Here is a 16,396-nt window from a genome sequence, read left to right as displayed (position 1 = left end):
CCGCTCATGTCCGTTCTACTCGAAGTCATTGCCACGACCGTTGCCGATGCGCGCGTCGCCGCGCAAGCGGGCGCCGACCGCATCGAACTCGTCACCGCGCTGGGCGAGGGCGGCCTGACGCCAAGCGTCGGTTTGATCGAGGCAGTCGTGGCGGCCGTCGGAATTCCGGCGGCCGGCGTACCGGCGGCCGGCGTACCGGTGAACGTGATCGTGCGACCGCATGGCCGTTCGTTCGTGTACGACCCAGACGACTTCACGGTGATGCTGCGCGACGTGCGCGCGGTCAAAGCGGCGGGTGCGAATGGAATCGTGATCGGCATGCTGGACGCCAACGGCGAGATCGACCGTGAAGGGCTCGCGCGTGCGATCGATGCGGCCGATGGTCTGCCGATCACCTTCCATCGCGCGTTCGATGAAGCGCGCGATCTGCACAAAGCGCTCGACGTGCTGCTCGGTTTCGATGCCGTGACGAATGTGCTGACGTCGGGCGGAAAGTCATCGGCATTGCACGCGGAAGCCGCGCTTGGCGCACTGGTGCGGCAAGCAGCCGGGTCGCACTGCACGGTGCTGGCCGGTGCGGGTTTGACGGTCGATGCGGTCGCGGGCTTCGTGAGCAGAACGCAGGTCGAAGCCGTGCATTTCGGTTCGGGCGTTCGCGTGGACAGCAACGCTCTCGCGCCCGTCGATGCAGAGAGGGTCAGGCAGGTGAGGGCGCGGCTGGACGCAGCACGGCGTAGCTGAATCGTCGCGCAGGAAAAAAGCCGCTTCGGGAGGAACACGAAGCGGCTTTGTCCTCTTGCTTTGTCCTTCTTCTACCGCGCACCAAGTCGCATCTTTCGCCTGCACACAACGACTTCGCGACCACCTGCAACTACTTCGCGACCACCACCGGGATGCCGCGCAACTGACCCGCGCCCTTCATCTCTTCCAGCGATTTGCGCACCGACGCGCCGGTCGCCGCGTCGATCTGCAAGCGTGCCGCCAGTTCGCGTTCACCGCGCTTCACACCCGCCAGATTCGCCAGCTTCACGTGGCCATAGCCGCGCACCCGCGCATGCAGATCGGCGAGCTTCGCGACGTCTTCCAGATTGTTCGCGTCGAGTTTCGCGAGCGCACGCTGTAACGTGGTTTCGTAGTCGCTGGCGAGTTCGCGTTCCATCTTGCGCTCCAGCGTGCGGCCGAACGGATCGAACGGTGTAGCGCGCAGCACGCGCCATTTCGCCAGCATGCCGAGGACCGGCCACAGCCATTGACCATAGGTCTTCTTGGCCGGAGCGATGCCCGCTTGCGTGCGCGTGAGCGTCGGCGGGGCGAGGTTGAATTTGATGCCGAAGTCCTTGCCGGCCACCCCTTCGAATTGCGCTTCGAGCGCCTCACGAAACGCCGCGTCGGTATGCAGACGCGCGACTTCATATTCATCCTTCACCGCGAGCAAACGATAGAACGTGGTGGCGAGCGCGTGCGTCACGCGCTCGCTCGCCGGATCCACGGCGGTTTCAGCGCGGCGTGCCGCGTCGACCAACGCGCGATAACGCTTCACGTACGCAGCACCGCCGTAGGTCTGCAGACGCCCTTCGCGATGCGCGATCAGTTCGTCGAGCGTGTCGACGCGCACGCTCTGTTTCGCCGGATGGCGCGCTTGCCATAGCGATTCGAGCGCGGCCGGAGCGGCGGCGGCCATCCGGCCGATCGAGAACGCCAGCTGGTTCATCTGCACTGCGACGTTGTTCAATTCGATCGCGCGCATCATCGCGGCGAACGACACCGGCACCAGACCGAGTTGCCACGCGTAACCGAGCATCAGGATGTTCGCGCCGATCGTGTCGCCGAGAAAGCGCGTGGCGAGCGCCTGCGCATCGCACGTCGACATGCGCTCGGGTCCCGCCGCATGACGCATCTTGTCGATCAACGCATCGGCGTGCAGCGTCGCGTCCGGGTTTTGCACGAAGGCCGCGTTCGGAATGGCGTGTGTGTTGACGACGATGCGCGTGCGTCCGTGACGCACCGTTTGCAGCGCGTCGGCGCTCGCGCCGACCACCATGTCGCAGGCGAGCAGCACGTCGGCCTGTTGCGTGTCGATGCGCACCTGGTTGAGCCACTCGTCGCGTGCGGCGAAGCGCACGAACGACAGCACCGAGCCGCCCTTTTGCGCGAAGCCCATGAAGTCCAGCACCGACGCGCTCTTGCCTTCCAGATGCGCGGCCATGCTGATCAATGCGCCGACCGTCACCACGCCCGTGCCGCCGACGCCGGTCACCAGGATGTCGTACGGCGCGGCATCGAGATGCGTGGCGGGCACCGGCAACGCGTCGACCTGCGCGGCCAGCGCCTGCGGATCGAATGCGACGCCCGCGGCTTTTTTCAGCTTGCCGCCTTCCACCGTGACGAAGCTCGGGCAGAAGCCGTTCACGCACGAGTAGTCCTTGTTGCACGACGATTGATCGATGCGGCGCTTGCGCCCCAAGGCCGTCTCGACCGGTTCCACCGACAGGCAGTTCGACTGCACGCCGCAATCGCCGCAGCCCTCGCAGACTTCCTCGTTGATGAAGAGGCGCTTGTCGGGATCGGGGAACTCGCCTTTTTTGCGGCGCCGCCGTTTTTCCGCCGCGCAAGTCTGGTCGTAGATCAGCACGGTCACGCCGTCGATGTCGCGCAACTGGCGCTGCACGGTGTCCAGTTCGCCGCGATGGTGGAACGTCGTGCCCTTCGGAAAGAGATCGTGATGGCCGTCGTATTTCTCCGGTTCATCGCTGACCACGACGAAGCGCGACACGCCTTCGGCTTCCACCTGACGCGCGATCTGCGGCACCGAGATGCTGCCGTCGACCGGCTGGCCGCCGGTCATCGCAACCGCATCGTTATAGAGAATCTTGTACGTGATGGTGGCGTTCGCGGCGACCGCCTGGCGGATCGCGAGAATGCCGGAGTGAAAGTAGGTGCCGTCGCCGAGGTTCTGGAACACGTGACGCGTTTTCGTGAACATCGAATGCGCGGCCCAGTCCACGCCTTCGCCGCCCATCTGGATCAGGCCGGTGGTGTCGCGCTCCATCCACGACGCCATGAAGTGACAGCCGATCCCCGCCTGCGCGATCGACCCTTCGGGCACCCTGGTCGACGTGTTGTGCGGGCAGCCCGAGCAGAAATACGGCGTGCGCTTCACGCTATCGGCGGCGTTCGAGAGGATTTGCGGCGCCACCAGATCGACCACGCGTTCGCGGCGATCGAGCGCCGGCTTGTGCTTCGCGAGCCAGCTCGCGAACACGGGCAGCACGCGCGACGGCCGCAATTCGCCAAGCGACGACAGCAGCAGCGTGCCGTCTTCGGCATGCTTGCCGACGACGATCGGCCGCGTGCCTTGCGTGCGGTTGTAGAGATAGTCCTTGATCTGCTGTTCGATGACCGGACCCTTCTCCTCGATCACGAGCACTTCGGACAGGCCGGCGACGAACGCGTCGATGCGCGTCATTTCCAGCGGGAACGACAGGCCGACTTTGTAAATGCGCACGCCGGCCGCGTCGAGGTCGGCGACCGTCAGATCGAGCCGCCGCAGCGTTTCCATCAGATCCAGATGCGCCTTGCCGCACGTGACGATTCCCACGTTCGCGTGCGGGCTCGGCGCGATCCATTTGTCGATGCTGTTCACGCGTGCGAAGTGACGCACGGCGTCGAGCTTCGCGTGCAGCCGCGCTTCGATTGTCAGGCTCGGCAGATCGGGCCAGCGGTTGTGCAACCCACCGGCAGATGCTTCGAAGTCCTGAGGAACGGCCCAGTGGGTTTGCAGCGTGTCGAGATCGACCGTCGAGCCTGATTCGACCGTTTCGGAGATCGCCTTGTAGCCGACCCACGCACCAGAAAAGCGCGACAACGCCCAGCCGTACAGACCGAACTCAAGCATGTCGGCGATGTTCGACGGATTCACCACCGGCATGTGCCACGCCATCATCGCGAAGTCGCTCTGATGCGGCATCGACGACGATACGCAGCCGTGGTCGTCGCCCGCCACCACCAGCACGCCGCCGTGCGGCGACGAGCCGTACGCGTTGCCGTGCTTCAGCGCATCGCCCGCGCGGTCCACGCCTGGCCCCTTGCCGTACCACATCGCGAACACGCCTTCGACGGTGCGCTCCGGGTCCGCTTCCACCCGCTGCGTGCCGAGCACGGCGGTGCCGCCGAGTTCTTCGTTGATCGCGGGCAGGAAGCGGATGTCGTTCGACGCGAGCAGCTTGTTCGCTTTCCACAACTGCTGATCGACCATGCCAAGCGGCGAGCCGCGATAGCCGCTGATGAAGCCGGCGGTGTTCATGCCGCGCATCTTGTCGAGCGCGCGCTGCATCAACACGAGGCGCACCAGCGCCTGGGTGCCGGTCAGGAAGATCCGGCCGCGCGTTGCGGTGAGATTGTCGGACAGCTTGTAGTCGGCGAGTGCGGGCGTGCCGTCGATGGGCAGGCGAGCGGTCATGGGCGAGTCTCCATTGTTTTGCGTCCGCGTGCCATGGTGAGGACCACCATCCAAAGTGACGCCGCGGAAGAGACTCTATTTTTTAGCGCCGATTGGAGTGTTTTCTTTCTACTTTGCGTGGCGGTTCGCAAATGGGCGCGAAGAGGCGCGCGTTTCGATCAGGTTTTGAGGCGGATTTACCACGTGGCCGCGAGGGTGCGGGTATGCCCTGGGGCGTCCCGGCGTCCGTGCGGAGAACATCCGCTGATACAGCCTAGCCCACCGCCGCCTTATCCACCGCCTTCGTCTGCACTGGTGCCGCGTCGAGCGGTACGATCTCGTCGAAGTGCGAATAGTCGATGTGGCTCACGCCGTCCTGCTCGCTCATGATGTCGACGAAACGGTATTGCCAGAAGATCTGATCGCAGGTCCACAGGTGACGCGCCTGCATGGTTTGCGAAGTCGATTCGTCGACCCCTTCGAGCGTGAGCAGCAGCGATGCGTCGCGGCCTTTGAGCGTCTCGGCGGTCTCGCCGAACAACGGACTGCTTTCGTCGATGATGTGCATCAGCGTCCAGCCCAGCTTGAACACCGGATGCTGATCGCGCACCAGCGTGAGGTCGTAGAGCTTGCGCAGTGTAAAGCCTTCGGCTGAGGTTTCCTGGCGCAGAATGCGCAGGTTCGCGCGGGCTTCGGCAATCACGTTCTGGCGCGCGTTGGCTGAGCGCACCATCAGCGTCATGCGGCCGTCGAGCGGCCGGATGACCGCGTAGCGGGCGAACATGATCTTCGCGTGCGGGCGCGAAAAACGCGCGAAGATCAGCCCCGTCGCCAACGCGATGCCGGACATGCCGACGAAGATTTCGAGCGTCGCGATCCAGTGCGCGTAGACGGTTTGCGGATGCATGTCGCCATACCCGACCGTCGCGAGCGTTTCGACGCTAAAGAAAAACGCGCCGGCGAACCCCGCCGGAAACTGATTGGCAATCGGCGCGTTGCCGAGCATGTAGAGCGCGGCGAACGTGGTGTTGAGCAACAGGAACAGCCCCGCGAGCGACGCGAAAAACGTCGGCCAGCGAACCACCAGGGCGCGGTGATAAAGATCCTGCCAGAGCGGTGTCGGCATGCCATGCGCGATGACCACGCGATCGTCCAGACGCATTTCGCGGCTGCCGCGCGCACGACGCTTGCGCGCGCTTGCTTCGGCCTCGCCGATGCCCGAAAAACGGTCTGACGGTTCAGTAGCCATCGCGTGCTCTGGGAGAGGAAAACGCGCAAAGCGTAGCATGCCGCCTCGCTCGCGGAAGCTGATTTTCAGCGGCAGGGGCGGCGGCCAAAGCGGCGTGTTCACGCCTGCAGCGGTTGCGTGCCGCGCGAGCGTTCATGCACAAATCGTCCGCGTGCCGCGTACACGCGCTGTGGTGTGTCGCGTTGCACACGTGGCGCCGGGTGGCACCGGGTGCCGTCGTGTGCGTTCGAAAAGCGCGTGCGCCTCGCGTCTACGGAAATGCGCGGGGCTTGGGAATGCCGGCGCCGTGTTCGATGTCGTCGACCGCTCGCTGATGGGCGCTCGCGATCGCTTCGGCTTCGTCGGCATAGCCGTCGTCGCCGCCGACCGTGGTCCACGATTTGACGGCTTTCTCGCGATGGCGGATTTCGTATTCCGCGTCCCAGCGAGCGCCGTTGAGTTCGAGTGGGCGGACGTGTATCGAGTACACGCCGTAGAAGAAGATCTGCTCAGTCATGATCGACTCCCGCCAGTTGCTTCTGGATGGATAGCACGGTGCGGCATGCACGGTGCCGGTCTGCCTACAGTTCGATTTCCCCGAGGATGCGATGAGCGAGCGCTTTGGCTTCCTCGAGGGCTTCCTCCGCCGTCGATGAAGTGGCGTCCACTTCGTAGAGCGTAGTTTCCTGATCGGTGCTGGGTTCGCCTTCGTCACGCGTGAGAACGACCACGCCCTGCCAGGTATCGCGCTGGACTTCTCTTGCCGAGGCCGTGGCCGTGTAGATGCCTTTGGTGTAGGTGATGTCCTCCATGGCCTCGCTCCTTGTTCCAAAGGTTCCGTTCAGTTCATCCTAGCACGATGATGGAGGTTCGGTTCTGCGTCACGCGGCGCTCCATGTCGTGACTATGCGCGCCGCACAAGGCAGGACAGTTACAGCAGCGCGACGACCTCATCCAGCGTCGGCGCATGCGCGCCGGCGTGCCGGCAGGCGGCCGCGCCGGCGGCCAGCGCAAACGCCAGATGTTCGGGCCAGGCTCGCTGCGCAGCGGTCATCAGGCTGAACAACAGACCGCCGATCGACGCGTCGCCTGCGCCCACGGTATCGACCACCTCGATGCGGGGCGGGCGCGCCTCGACCACCAGCGTGCCGTCGATCAGCATCGCCGACTCCGGTCCGCGCGTGACCATCACGGTGGCGGCCGGATTCATCGAGCGCAGTTGCGTGAGAGCGGCGGCTTCGTCGTCGGTCTTGAACAGCAGGCGCAGATCTTCGTCGGATACCTTGATCAGATCGGCGAGCGCGGCCATTCTTCGCAGCGTTGGCTCGTAGCCGTGCTCCATCAGATTCCGGTAGTTCGGATCGAAACTGATCTTCACACCGCGCGCACGCAACTCGGCCGCCAACGCCGCAAGCGTATCGCCGAGCGGTTGCCGCACGAGGCTGATGCAACCGAAGTGCGCCCACTTCACGTGGCCCATCCACCCCGCCGGCAAATGTGCCGGGTCGAAGGCGAGGTCGGCGCCGTTCTCGCCCATGAAAAAGTACGCGGGCGGATGTGTCTGGTGAACGATCGCGAGCAGCGGCGGGCGCTCGACGCGCTGCATGAAGCGCATGTCGAGACCCGCGGCGACGCTCGCGTGCCACAGGTCGTCGGAGAAATTGTCGACGCCGAGCGACCCGGCGCACGCGGTCGGCAAGCCGAGCCGCGCGACGCAGCGCGCCACGTTCCAGCCGGCGCCGCCGGGACGCGACAGCCATTGCGACGCGCCGGTCCGCACGAGGTCGGTGAGGATGTCGCCGGCGGAAACGAAGAGGGGGAATTCGGGGCTTGCGCTGAGGTTGCTCATTCTGTTTTCTCCGCTGATTCGGACACGATGGCCGCGCCGTCGGGCAGTGCGTGAGCCAGTACCTCGTAGCACGCGCCCATCGTGTGATAGTCGGTCTTGCCGGCCGGGCTCTTTGCGTCGCTGTACTTACGGTTGTCGCAGGTGAGGATGCGATACCACGCGCCATGCTTGTGATCGACGAAGTGTGACCAGCTATAACGCCAGATCTCGTCGTACCAGTCCCAGAAACGTTCGTTGCCGGTGCGCCTCGCGAGCAGCGCGGCCGTCGCCAGGGTTTCGGCCTGCACCCAGAAATACTTGTCGTGGTCGCACACCGTGCCGTCCGGGCCGAAGCCGTAGTAGAGGCCGCCGTGATCTTCGTCCCACGCGTGCGTCATCGCGACGTCGAACAGCTCGATTGCGCGCGGCAGCAGCCACGGCAACGGACGGAAGCGCTCGAGAATCAGCAGCAGCTTCGCCCATTCGGTCTGATGCCCAGGCTGGAAGCCCCAGGGGCGGAAGATGTTCGAACTGTCTTCCTCGTTGTAGTGCCAGTCGACCGACCAGTCCGCGTGAAAATGCTCCCACACCAGACCTTGCGACAGCTTCGCCTGCCGCAGCGTGATATTCGACGCCACGCGTTCCGCGCGATCCAGGTAGACGAGATGGCCGGTTGCTTCGTGCGCGGCCAGCAGCGCCTCGGTGGTGTGCATGTTCGCGTTCTGCCCGCGATACGAGCTGACCCGCCATTCGGGCGAGGCATCGTCGGCATAGAGGCCGGCGGCGGGGTCCCAGAAGCGGTGCTCCATCAACTCGAAGGTCGCACCGATCATCGGCTTCGCTTCTTCGATGCCGGCCATCGCCGCGTGCGAATACGCGAGCAGCACGAACGCGAGGCCGTAGCAGTGGCGCGTCGCATCGAGCGTGTGCTTTTTGCCGTCGCACCATTCGAGTTCCCAGTCATAGCCTTCTTGCTGCGAGTCCCAATGCGCTTCGTGCAGGAACCGCAAACCGTGGCGCGCATACTCGAGATGCTGCGGGTCGCCGAACTGGCGATACGCCATCGCGTAGTTGAAGACATAGCGGCAGCTGCTCACCAGGTGTCGCGTGGTTTTGTCGTAGACCGAACCGTCGTCGCGCAAGAAATGGAAGAAGCCGCCGCTCGGGTCGAACACATTGGGCGCGTAAAAGCGCAGCGTGTCCTGCACGTGCGCGAGCAGAAAATCGCGGCTGCGGAAACTGTCGACGGGCGGCACCGGGCTGGCGTCGTTGGCAGGGTGAAGCGGATCGGTTTGCGTCATGGCATTTTCACCAAAGTGCTGGCACGGGCAATGAGTTGAACGGGCAGACGGATTTCCAGTTCGGCGGGTGCGTCCTCAAGCAGCAGTTCGACGCCGCGCCGGCCGAGCGCTTCCTTGTCGACCGCAATGGTCGACAGCGGCGGCGTGGCGTGGGCGGCAGCGGGGATGTCGTCGAAGCCGATGATCGCGATGTCCTCGGGCACGCGCAGGCCGCGTGCGAGGCACGCGCGCAGCGCGGCGAGCGCGGCGGCGTCGTTGTACGCAAACACCGCATCGGGGCGCGGGCCCGGCGCGTCGAGCAACCGGTGCATCGCGCGTGCCGCGCCGCTGTCGGGGTCGAGGCCGGCGTCGACGGTTACTTCCAGCGACGGGTCGAACAGCAGCCCCGCTTCGAAAAACGCGCGCCGGTAGCCGAGCGCGCGCTGCGCGATGCTGAAGTGCGCGAGCGAGCCGCCGATGAAAGCGACACGTTTGCGCTGCTGGTCAAACAGATGCCGCATCGCGAGCGTGGCGCCCGCGGCATTGTCGAGATTCACCGAGCGCAGACCGGGCGCCCACAGATCGATCAGCACGAGCGGACGTTGCATCGCTACCAGCGTGGTCAGCGTCTCCGGCTCGACGAAGCCGGCAATCGCCACCGCGTCCGGTGCGTGCAGGCGCAACTGCTGGATCACGTCTTCGGTGGGGCCGGCGGTCAGCACGGACGGCACGATGCCGCGTTCGCGGCACGCGTCTTCCACGCCGTGCAGCACATGCGAAAAGAACGGACTGACGGCGAAATTGTTGTGCTGACGGTGCAGCAGGAAGGTCAGGCGGCGAATGCGCGGACGCAACTGGCCAGCGTCGTAACCGAGCTGCCGCGCCGCTTCGACGACGCGCTCGCGGGTGGCCTCGGACAGACCAGGCTGGTTCTTCAGCGCGCGTGAGACGGTGCCGATCGACACGCTCGCCGCGCGGGCGACGTCGCGGATGGTGGTGGCCATCGAATCAGGCGGTCGCGCGAGTGCGGCCGCACGGTGGTTGGGTTCGGGCGATTGTATAGTAAAACGCTGCTAAAACCGCCCGTAAAACCGCCGTCAGACACCCGTAAATACCCGTATATATTGATATTGTTCTAGATTATGTTGTTTAGTAAAACAGCTAAACAAAGGTCATCATCGTGCGTTGGGGGTTCAGTCTGCGGACACCGGCGCGACGTCGGTCTGGCCTCGCAACAACGCCGCGCTTTCATCGGCGTCGATCAGCACGAAGCCACTCGGCTCGTGCTTCGCGCGGCGCTTCGCCAGCGCCGCGACGGACGCGATCTGCTGGCTGTTGTAGAGCCACGGTTCGCCGGCAGGTTCGACCCGCACGCAGCCAATCGCCATCGTCACGAAACCGAAAAAGGTCGGATTGCCGCGGCGGTCTTCGCCGTGGATACCGCCCGCAAGCCGATCGGTCGGTGCGTAAAAGCGCTGCACGCCCTCGTTGAACAGATGGATCGCGCGTAGCGCGCGCTCGCGCCAGTCGTCGCTCTGGAACAGGATCAGGAAGTCGTCCCCGCCGACGTGCCCGAGAAAGTCGCGGGTCGGCTCGCACACGTCGGCGAGCACGGCGGCGGCGAGTTTCAGCACTTCGTCGCCCTGCCAGTAGCCGTACTGATCGTTGAACGGCTTGAAGTGGTTCAGGTCGACGTAGCACGCATAGAAGCCCGCGTCGTTGCCGAGCAGGCGAGCAATGTGCGAACTGATCGGAATGTTGCCCGGCAGGAAGGTCAGCGGGTTCGCGTAGCGCGCCGCTTCGATGCGTACTTCGGTGACGGCGCGCACGAGGTTCTCGCCGGTGCCGAGGCCGGCGTACTTGCCGTTGTCGGTGATCACGAAACCGTCGGCGAGATAGCGTTGGTCGTCGCTCGCCAGCAGCTTGGCCATCTGTTCGACGGTCATGGATTTCTCGATGACGACCGGCGACGCGTTGGCGAACTGCAGGCACGGGCGCTTGCCGAACAACTCGCGGTGATACGGCAGCGCGTAGCGATCCATGAAGCTGCGCCGGTTGATCAGCGCGACCGGTTCGTCGTCTTCGACCACCGCGACCGCGTGCAGGTCCGGCAGGCGGTTGAACAGTTCGAGCACGTCGTTGTTGGTGGCTTGACGCGGCAGCGCGGGTGCGTGCACCAGCATCTTCGCCGAAGCCATGCCGCCCGACGACGACGCGCTGTGCACCGTGCGCGTGGCCTCCGGAAACACGGCGATATGACCTGCCCGCAGCGCGTCGCGTGCGTCATCCGTCACGCTGCGCGCCGGCTGCGCACGCGGACGGCCGAAGAAGTAACCCTGTCCGCAGCCGATCCCCATGTCGCGCACCACGATCAGATCCGCTTCGTTTTCGATGCCTTCGGCCACCAGTTGCGCGCCGCTTGCGTGGGCAAAGTGCTGCATCGCGCGCACGGCCTCGAACTTGAGCGGATCGCTGGCGATGTCGTGGATGAAGAAGCGGTCGATCTTCACGACGTCCGGTTGCAGTTTCACCCAAAGACTCATGCTGGCGTTCGCGGTGCCGTAGTCGTCCAGTGCGAACTGCGCGCCGGCTGTGCGCAGCGCCGCGATCACCGGCAGGAAACTCGCGACATCCAGAATCGTGCTCTGCTCGGTCAACTCGATCACGATCCGCCGCGGATCGACGCCCCGCTGACGCAGCAGTGCGAGCGTGTCGTCGCGTGCATCGGTCAGTTGGCGCATCGCGCCGGCGCTGAAATTGAGGAACAGCTTGCCGTCGAAATCGAGCTTAGCGAACGCTTCGATGCACGCGCGCGCGGCGGCCCGTTCGAGTTCGATGGCACAGCCCTCGGCGAGCGCCTGCGAAAACAGCGCGAACGGCGTTTCCAGCGTGGTGCCGGCCGGCCCGCGGATCAGACCTTCGTAGCCGAGGATCGCGCCGTCTGCGAAATCGATGATCGGCTGAAATACGGCGCAGAGCTCACGCCGGGCGATCAACTCCCCGATGGGCGGCGCAGCGGATCGGGAGGGCGAGGGAGGTTGCATGAAGGGACGGGCGTAGCGATGGACCTTCGGCTTATCGGCGCGATGCGCCTGGAATTGAGTGAACTTTTGGTGACGGTTGGCACCGGGCTGGTGCAGGTAAGGTGAGCTTCGCCGTCGGTTCCTGGGCGGCGCGAGTCTGCGTGGATTTAGCGTGGATGCTGCCGGGGTTCTGCCCGGATCTCGCCTGGATGCTGCCAGGATCCTCGCGGAATTCTCCTACGCCATCCGGCCGAGGCGACAGCGCCCGCGTTTGCGCGTGAAATAACGAAAAAGCCGCACAAGGCGGCTTTCTTCAAACGACGCTCAGGGAGGGCGCTTATGAATGTTCTGTTTGCATTGCGCGCATATTCAACGGCGCGCGACGGCGGCAGCGGGCCGCTCGCGCGAGGCGGCCTGAGTCTCGCCGCTGAGGTCGCGCGCCCCCCAGCGTTGCGCGAGCGCGGCGCAAACCATCAGCTGGATCTGGTGGAACAGCATCAGCGGCAGGACCACGGCGCCCACCGCATGCGAGGCGAAAATGACCTTGGCCATCGGCACGCCGGCGGCGAGACTCTTCTTCGATCCGCAGAAGATGATCGTGATCTGGTCCGCGCGGTTAAAACCGAGCCGCTTGCTGACGAAGATCGTCATGGCCAGCGCGAGCGCGAGCAGTACGACGCAGATCAGCAGCAGGCCGCCGAGCGCGGACAGCGGGATCTGGCGCCACAGGCCTTCGGTGACGGCCTCGCTGAACGCGCCATACACCACCAGCAGGATCGAACCCTGGTCGACGAACTTCAGCACGCCGCGGTGGTGCTCGATCCACTTGCCGATCAGCGGACGCAGCAACTGCCCGGCCACGAACGGCACAAGCAGTTGCAGCACGATGTTGCCGACCGTGTGCCACGGCGACGCGCTTGCGCCGGCCGCCTGGTTGGTGACGACGACGCTGACGAGCGCTGGCGTGACGAAGATGCCGAGCAGGCTCGAGGCCGACGCGCTGCATACGGCGGCCGGCACGTTGCCTTTGGCAATGGAGGTGAACGCGATCGACGACTGGACCGTCGATGGCAGCGTGCAGAGGAAGAGGACCCCCGCATAGAGCGCCGGCGTGACAAGTGGCGAAAGGAGCGGTTTAAGCGCGAGGCCGAGCAGGGGGAACAGCGCGAACGTGCTCAGAAGTACGACCAGATGAAGGCGCCAGTGCGTCGCACCCGCAATGATCGCTTCACGTGAAAGCTTGGCGCCGTGCAGGAAAAACAGCAGGCCGACCGCCACGTTCGTCACCCAGTTGAATCCGACGGCGGCCTGTCCATGAGCCGGCAGGACGCTGGCAAGGATCACGGTGCCGACGAGGCATAGGGTGAAGTTGTCGGGAAGCAGTTTCGGGCGAGCCATGTCGAAATCTCGATTCGGTGATGCGCAATAGCACGGACGCACGCGCAAAGGCGCCGCCTTGATTATGAGAAACAGCTATTGTTATTGAAAATCGATTGAAAAAGCAAATTCATTTGCCGAATCGATTAATGATTGCTGTGCATCAAAAGCCGCGCCAACGAAGGGAGCCGATTGATGCGATCCGCCGATTTCAGTATTGGCGAGGTGGCCGGATTGGTCCATGTCGGTTTGACTGATCGGTCGAAAAAACGGCTGTCCTTTGTCTTGATCAGGCAGGATTGAGTTTGTGCAAACGCCTTGCGCGCAAGCGGTTTCAATGCTTTCGCGCAAGAGCCTTGTCGTGAAAAAACGTCGCAGTAACAAGGTGTTACAACCGCGGTTGAGGTCTAACACTTTTTGGCTCGACACCCTCCTTGCACGCCCATAAATTACCGTTCAAAGGCCATTGGGACGCCCCGCACCGCGACGTGAAAGCGATGCATCTGCGAGTCCCGGAACAAGTCCATCGCAGCTCGAACGGTGGTCTTCAGGCAAGTCTTCGGGCGTGAGAGTCACCAGGTGGACGGGTTGTCGAGAACGAGGCACTGGGCGTTGGGCGCGGCTATCGCCGCGCTGTGCTCGTTCGTGTACGCAAAAGGGCCCATGGCTCACGGTGGCGGTTTCAGTTACTCGCATGCCGCCGCGGATCGCGCCACGCGGGCAGACTTAGGCAATGCCGGTCGTTACGACGGCGCTCGCACGGCAAGACACGTTCGTAATTCGATGGCCGACCGTAACCCGCGCATGCCCAATGGCGGCGCGAACTTCGCGGGCAGCAGTTTCGCCGAACGCTTCGGCGTCTACAGTCCCGGCATGCGTCGCGTGGCAGGAGCGTCCGGTTATCCCGGCGATGGCCGCGGCCGCATGCAGTACACCGGCGCGATCACGCCGGTCAGCGCCGAGTCGCGCTCGGCACCGCGGCCGCCGCCCAATTCACCCATGCGCAGCGGTTCGATTCGCGCCGACGTCGCCCGCTATAACGAAGAGCGCGGCGCCGCTTCACGAGCGATGCAGCGTCAGCCCGATGATCCGCGTCAGCCGGAAGGCTCGCCCTATCGCAACTAGCTCAACTAGCGCAACTAGCGACTAGACACCGGTCACTCGTCGCCGCTTCCTTCCGCACCCCTTCCGCCGTTCTTACCTCTTAGCCGCAGCGCCCGCGCGTCGACGCATTTTCAACCCCACGCATCAATCTGACGTTTCGACGCCACACTTTTTAAAAAACACTCGGCAGCAATCCCGCTCCCGTCGTCAAATCTCGGCGTTTCTGCTGCGACGCGTCATCCGCATGTCATCTGAGGGCTGCTCGCCCGAGCTGCCACGGTATCCGTACCTCTGTGCGCCATATGGCGAGGCCGCCGCACGCCGGCGAAAACGCTGACTGTCGACGCGTTACCAGGCCGATAAGCGACAAAACTAACCAGACCGATATACCCGCAATAAGCAACGATATTTTTGTCCATAAAAATGGTCCGCAAAGATGGTCCCGCCCAGATTGGCTCGACGTCGAACGGACACCAACAATGGTTCGCGCGGGCACCCCTTTCGCACAGCCCCCCCTTTTTACAAAGAATGGAGAATCCATGAAAACAATCAGCAGTGCGCTGAGCACCACCCTCAAGGCAACCGCGTGTGCCGCTCTGCTGGCCAGTGCATCGTCTGCTTTTGCGCAATCGAGCGTGCAGCTGTATGGCCAGGTCGACGAATGGGTCGGCTCGCAGAAATTCCCCGGCGGCAAGACGGCCGTGGTGGTCTCCGGCGGCGGCATGTCGACGTCGTACTGGGGCATGAAGGGGGCGGAGGATCTGGGCAACGGCTATAAGGCGATCTTCACGGTGGAAGGCTTCTTCCGCGCGCAGAATGGCGAGTTCGGCCGCTTCACCGGCGACACGATGTTCTCGCGCAATGCCTACGTCGGGATCGAATCGCCGTACGGCACGGTGACGGCCGGCCGCCTGACGACGCCGCTGTTCGTGTCGACGATCCTGTTTAATCCGTTCATCGACTCCTACGTGTTCTCGCCGATGGTGTACCACGTGTACCTCGGCCTCGGTACGTTTCCGACCTACACCACCGACCAGGGCGTGACCGGCGACTCGGGCTGGAACAACGCGGTGTCGTATGCATCGCCGAACTTCAACGGCCTGTCGGCGACGGCGATGTACGCGCTCGGCAACACGACGCAGAACGGCGCGAAGAAGTGGAGCGGTCAGGTACTGTACTTCCATGGCCCGTTCGCAGCGACGGCGGTGTACCAGTACGTGAACTTCAACAACGTCCCGGGCGACCTCGGCAGCTTCGAAACTTCGGGCGTGCCCGGCCTGCGCAGCCAGAGCGTCGCGCAAGCCGGCGTGTCGTACGACCTGAAGTTCGTGAAGCTCTACGGCCAGTACATGTACACGTACAACGATCAGCAGGTCACGAGCTGGCACGTGAACACCGGACAGGGCGGCGTCACGGTGCCGTTCGGCCCGGGCTCGGTGCTGGCATCGTATGCATATTCGCGCAACGGCGGCGGTTCGAACCAGACCCGTCAGACGGCTGCGATCGGCTACGACTACCCGCTGTCCAAGCGCACCGATGTGTACGCAGCGTATCTGTACGACCACATCACCGGCCAGTCGAGCGGCAACACCTACGGTGCCGGCCTGCGCGCGAAGTTCTAAGTGTCTGAGGTGGCCCGGCGCGGTAGCTGGCATGCAGTCGCCGGAGCGCCGCAGCAGCCATCCCGCAAAAGCAAAGCCCGCCTTCCCCGGAAGGCGAGCTTTGTCGCTTCCAGTTTTCGCATCGCACCGATTTGCCGATCATTTTTTGATAAACGCGGCAAAATGGCGTCGATTGATTCCTGAAGCGAGCGATTCAGATGGATACCCTCGTCAGCATGAAAGTGTTCCGCCATGTGGTCGAAGTTGGCAGCTTCGTCGGCGCGGCCGAACGGATGGAGATGTCGGCGGCGATGGCGAGCAAGCACGTGATGCACCTTGAACAGCAGCTTGGCGCGCGCTTGCTGAACCGCACCACGCGGCGCGTCGCGCCGACCGAGGCGGGGCGCGAGTATTACGAGCGGCTGAGCCAGGTGCTGACCGAGCTCGAGGAAGCCGAGCAGGTGGTCGGCGCGGCCAGCGTCGTGCCGCATGGGCGCTTGCGGGTGTCGTCGCTAAC

The 16,396-nt window shown here is 64.2% G+C and carries 14 protein-coding genes; 4 read left to right on the top strand and 10 right to left on the bottom strand.

Annotated elements, in window-relative coordinates; translation table 11 throughout:
• The first annotated feature begins 6 nt into the window (after window positions 1-6).
• Window positions 7-741 (top strand): copper homeostasis protein CutC, encoded by a 735-nt coding sequence (locus BN2475_RS00800; protein ID WP_094777685.1) that lies wholly within the window; start codon window positions 7-9, stop codon window positions 739-741.
• A 130-nt stretch (window positions 742-871) separates the two neighbouring features.
• Here BN2475_RS00800 and BN2475_RS00795 read toward each other — a convergent pair whose 3' ends face one another.
• The 10 genes from BN2475_RS00795 to BN2475_RS33310 form a co-directional block, all read right to left on the bottom strand.
• Window positions 872-4,459 (bottom strand): indolepyruvate ferredoxin oxidoreductase family protein, encoded by a 3,588-nt coding sequence (locus BN2475_RS00795; protein WP_094777684.1) that lies wholly within the window; start codon window positions 4,457-4,459, stop codon window positions 872-874.
• Between the two features lie 253 nt (window positions 4,460-4,712).
• Window positions 4,713-5,687, bottom strand: a complete 975-nt coding sequence (locus BN2475_RS00790) for an ion channel (RefSeq protein ID WP_094777683.1) — start codon at window positions 5,685-5,687, stop codon at window positions 4,713-4,715.
• Window positions 5,688-5,937: 250 nt separating this feature from the next.
• Complete coding sequence (locus tag BN2475_RS00785; protein WP_094777682.1) at window positions 5,938-6,183, bottom strand: hypothetical protein; 246 nt, start codon at window positions 6,181-6,183, stop codon at window positions 5,938-5,940.
• Between the two features lie 64 nt (window positions 6,184-6,247).
• Window positions 6,248-6,478: a hypothetical protein gene (locus BN2475_RS00780; RefSeq protein WP_094777681.1), complete on the bottom strand. Its 231-nt coding sequence runs from the start codon at window positions 6,476-6,478 to the stop codon at window positions 6,248-6,250.
• A gap of 119 nt (window positions 6,479-6,597) precedes the next feature.
• On the bottom strand, window positions 6,598-7,515 hold the full coding sequence (locus BN2475_RS00775; protein ID WP_094777680.1) for a carbohydrate kinase family protein: 918 nt from the start codon (window positions 7,513-7,515) through the stop codon (window positions 6,598-6,600).
• Entirely contained in the window at window positions 7,512-8,795 is a 1,284-nt protein-coding gene (locus BN2475_RS00770) for an AGE family epimerase/isomerase (protein ID WP_094777679.1), read from the bottom strand. The genes BN2475_RS00775 and BN2475_RS00770 overlap by 4 nt, the downstream gene beginning before the upstream one ends.
• A complete protein-coding gene (locus BN2475_RS00765; RefSeq protein WP_094777678.1) occupies window positions 8,792-9,778 on the bottom strand; it encodes a LacI family DNA-binding transcriptional regulator in 987 nt (328 codons plus the stop codon). The genes BN2475_RS00770 and BN2475_RS00765 overlap by 4 nt, the downstream gene beginning before the upstream one ends.
• Window positions 9,779-9,967: 189 nt before the next feature.
• Window positions 9,968-11,818, bottom strand: coding sequence for an EAL domain-containing protein (locus tag BN2475_RS00760; protein ID WP_094777677.1), 1,851 nt, complete (start codon window positions 11,816-11,818; stop codon window positions 9,968-9,970).
• A gap of 348 nt (window positions 11,819-12,166) precedes the next feature.
• On the bottom strand, window positions 12,167-13,195 hold the full coding sequence (locus tag BN2475_RS00755) for a bile acid:sodium symporter family protein (RefSeq protein WP_094777676.1): 1,029 nt from the start codon (window positions 13,193-13,195) through the stop codon (window positions 12,167-12,169).
• Between the two features lie 81 nt (window positions 13,196-13,276).
• On the bottom strand, window positions 13,277-13,588 hold the full coding sequence (locus tag BN2475_RS33310; protein ID WP_143325705.1) for a hypothetical protein: 312 nt from the start codon (window positions 13,586-13,588) through the stop codon (window positions 13,277-13,279).
• Between the two features lie 369 nt (window positions 13,589-13,957).
• Here BN2475_RS33310 and BN2475_RS36300 point away from each other — a divergent pair, with 369 nt between their 5' ends.
• From BN2475_RS36300 to BN2475_RS00740, 3 genes are all read left to right on the top strand, one after another.
• Entirely contained in the window at window positions 13,958-14,299 is a 342-nt protein-coding gene (locus BN2475_RS36300) for a hypothetical protein (RefSeq protein WP_342744564.1), read from the top strand.
• 518 nt (window positions 14,300-14,817) lie between these two features.
• Window positions 14,818-15,900 (top strand): porin, encoded by a 1,083-nt coding sequence (locus BN2475_RS00745; RefSeq protein ID WP_094777674.1) that lies wholly within the window; start codon window positions 14,818-14,820, stop codon window positions 15,898-15,900.
• A 197-nt stretch (window positions 15,901-16,097) separates the two neighbouring features.
• Window positions 16,098-16,396: LysR family transcriptional regulator (locus BN2475_RS00740; RefSeq protein ID WP_143325704.1), on the top strand; the 299-nt coding region annotated here is incomplete at its 3' end.

The organism is Paraburkholderia ribeironis (assembly GCF_900019265.1).
Taxonomy (GTDB): domain Bacteria; phylum Pseudomonadota; class Gammaproteobacteria; order Burkholderiales; family Burkholderiaceae; genus Paraburkholderia; species Paraburkholderia ribeironis.
This window is presented reverse-complemented; position numbering and strand designations above follow the sequence as displayed.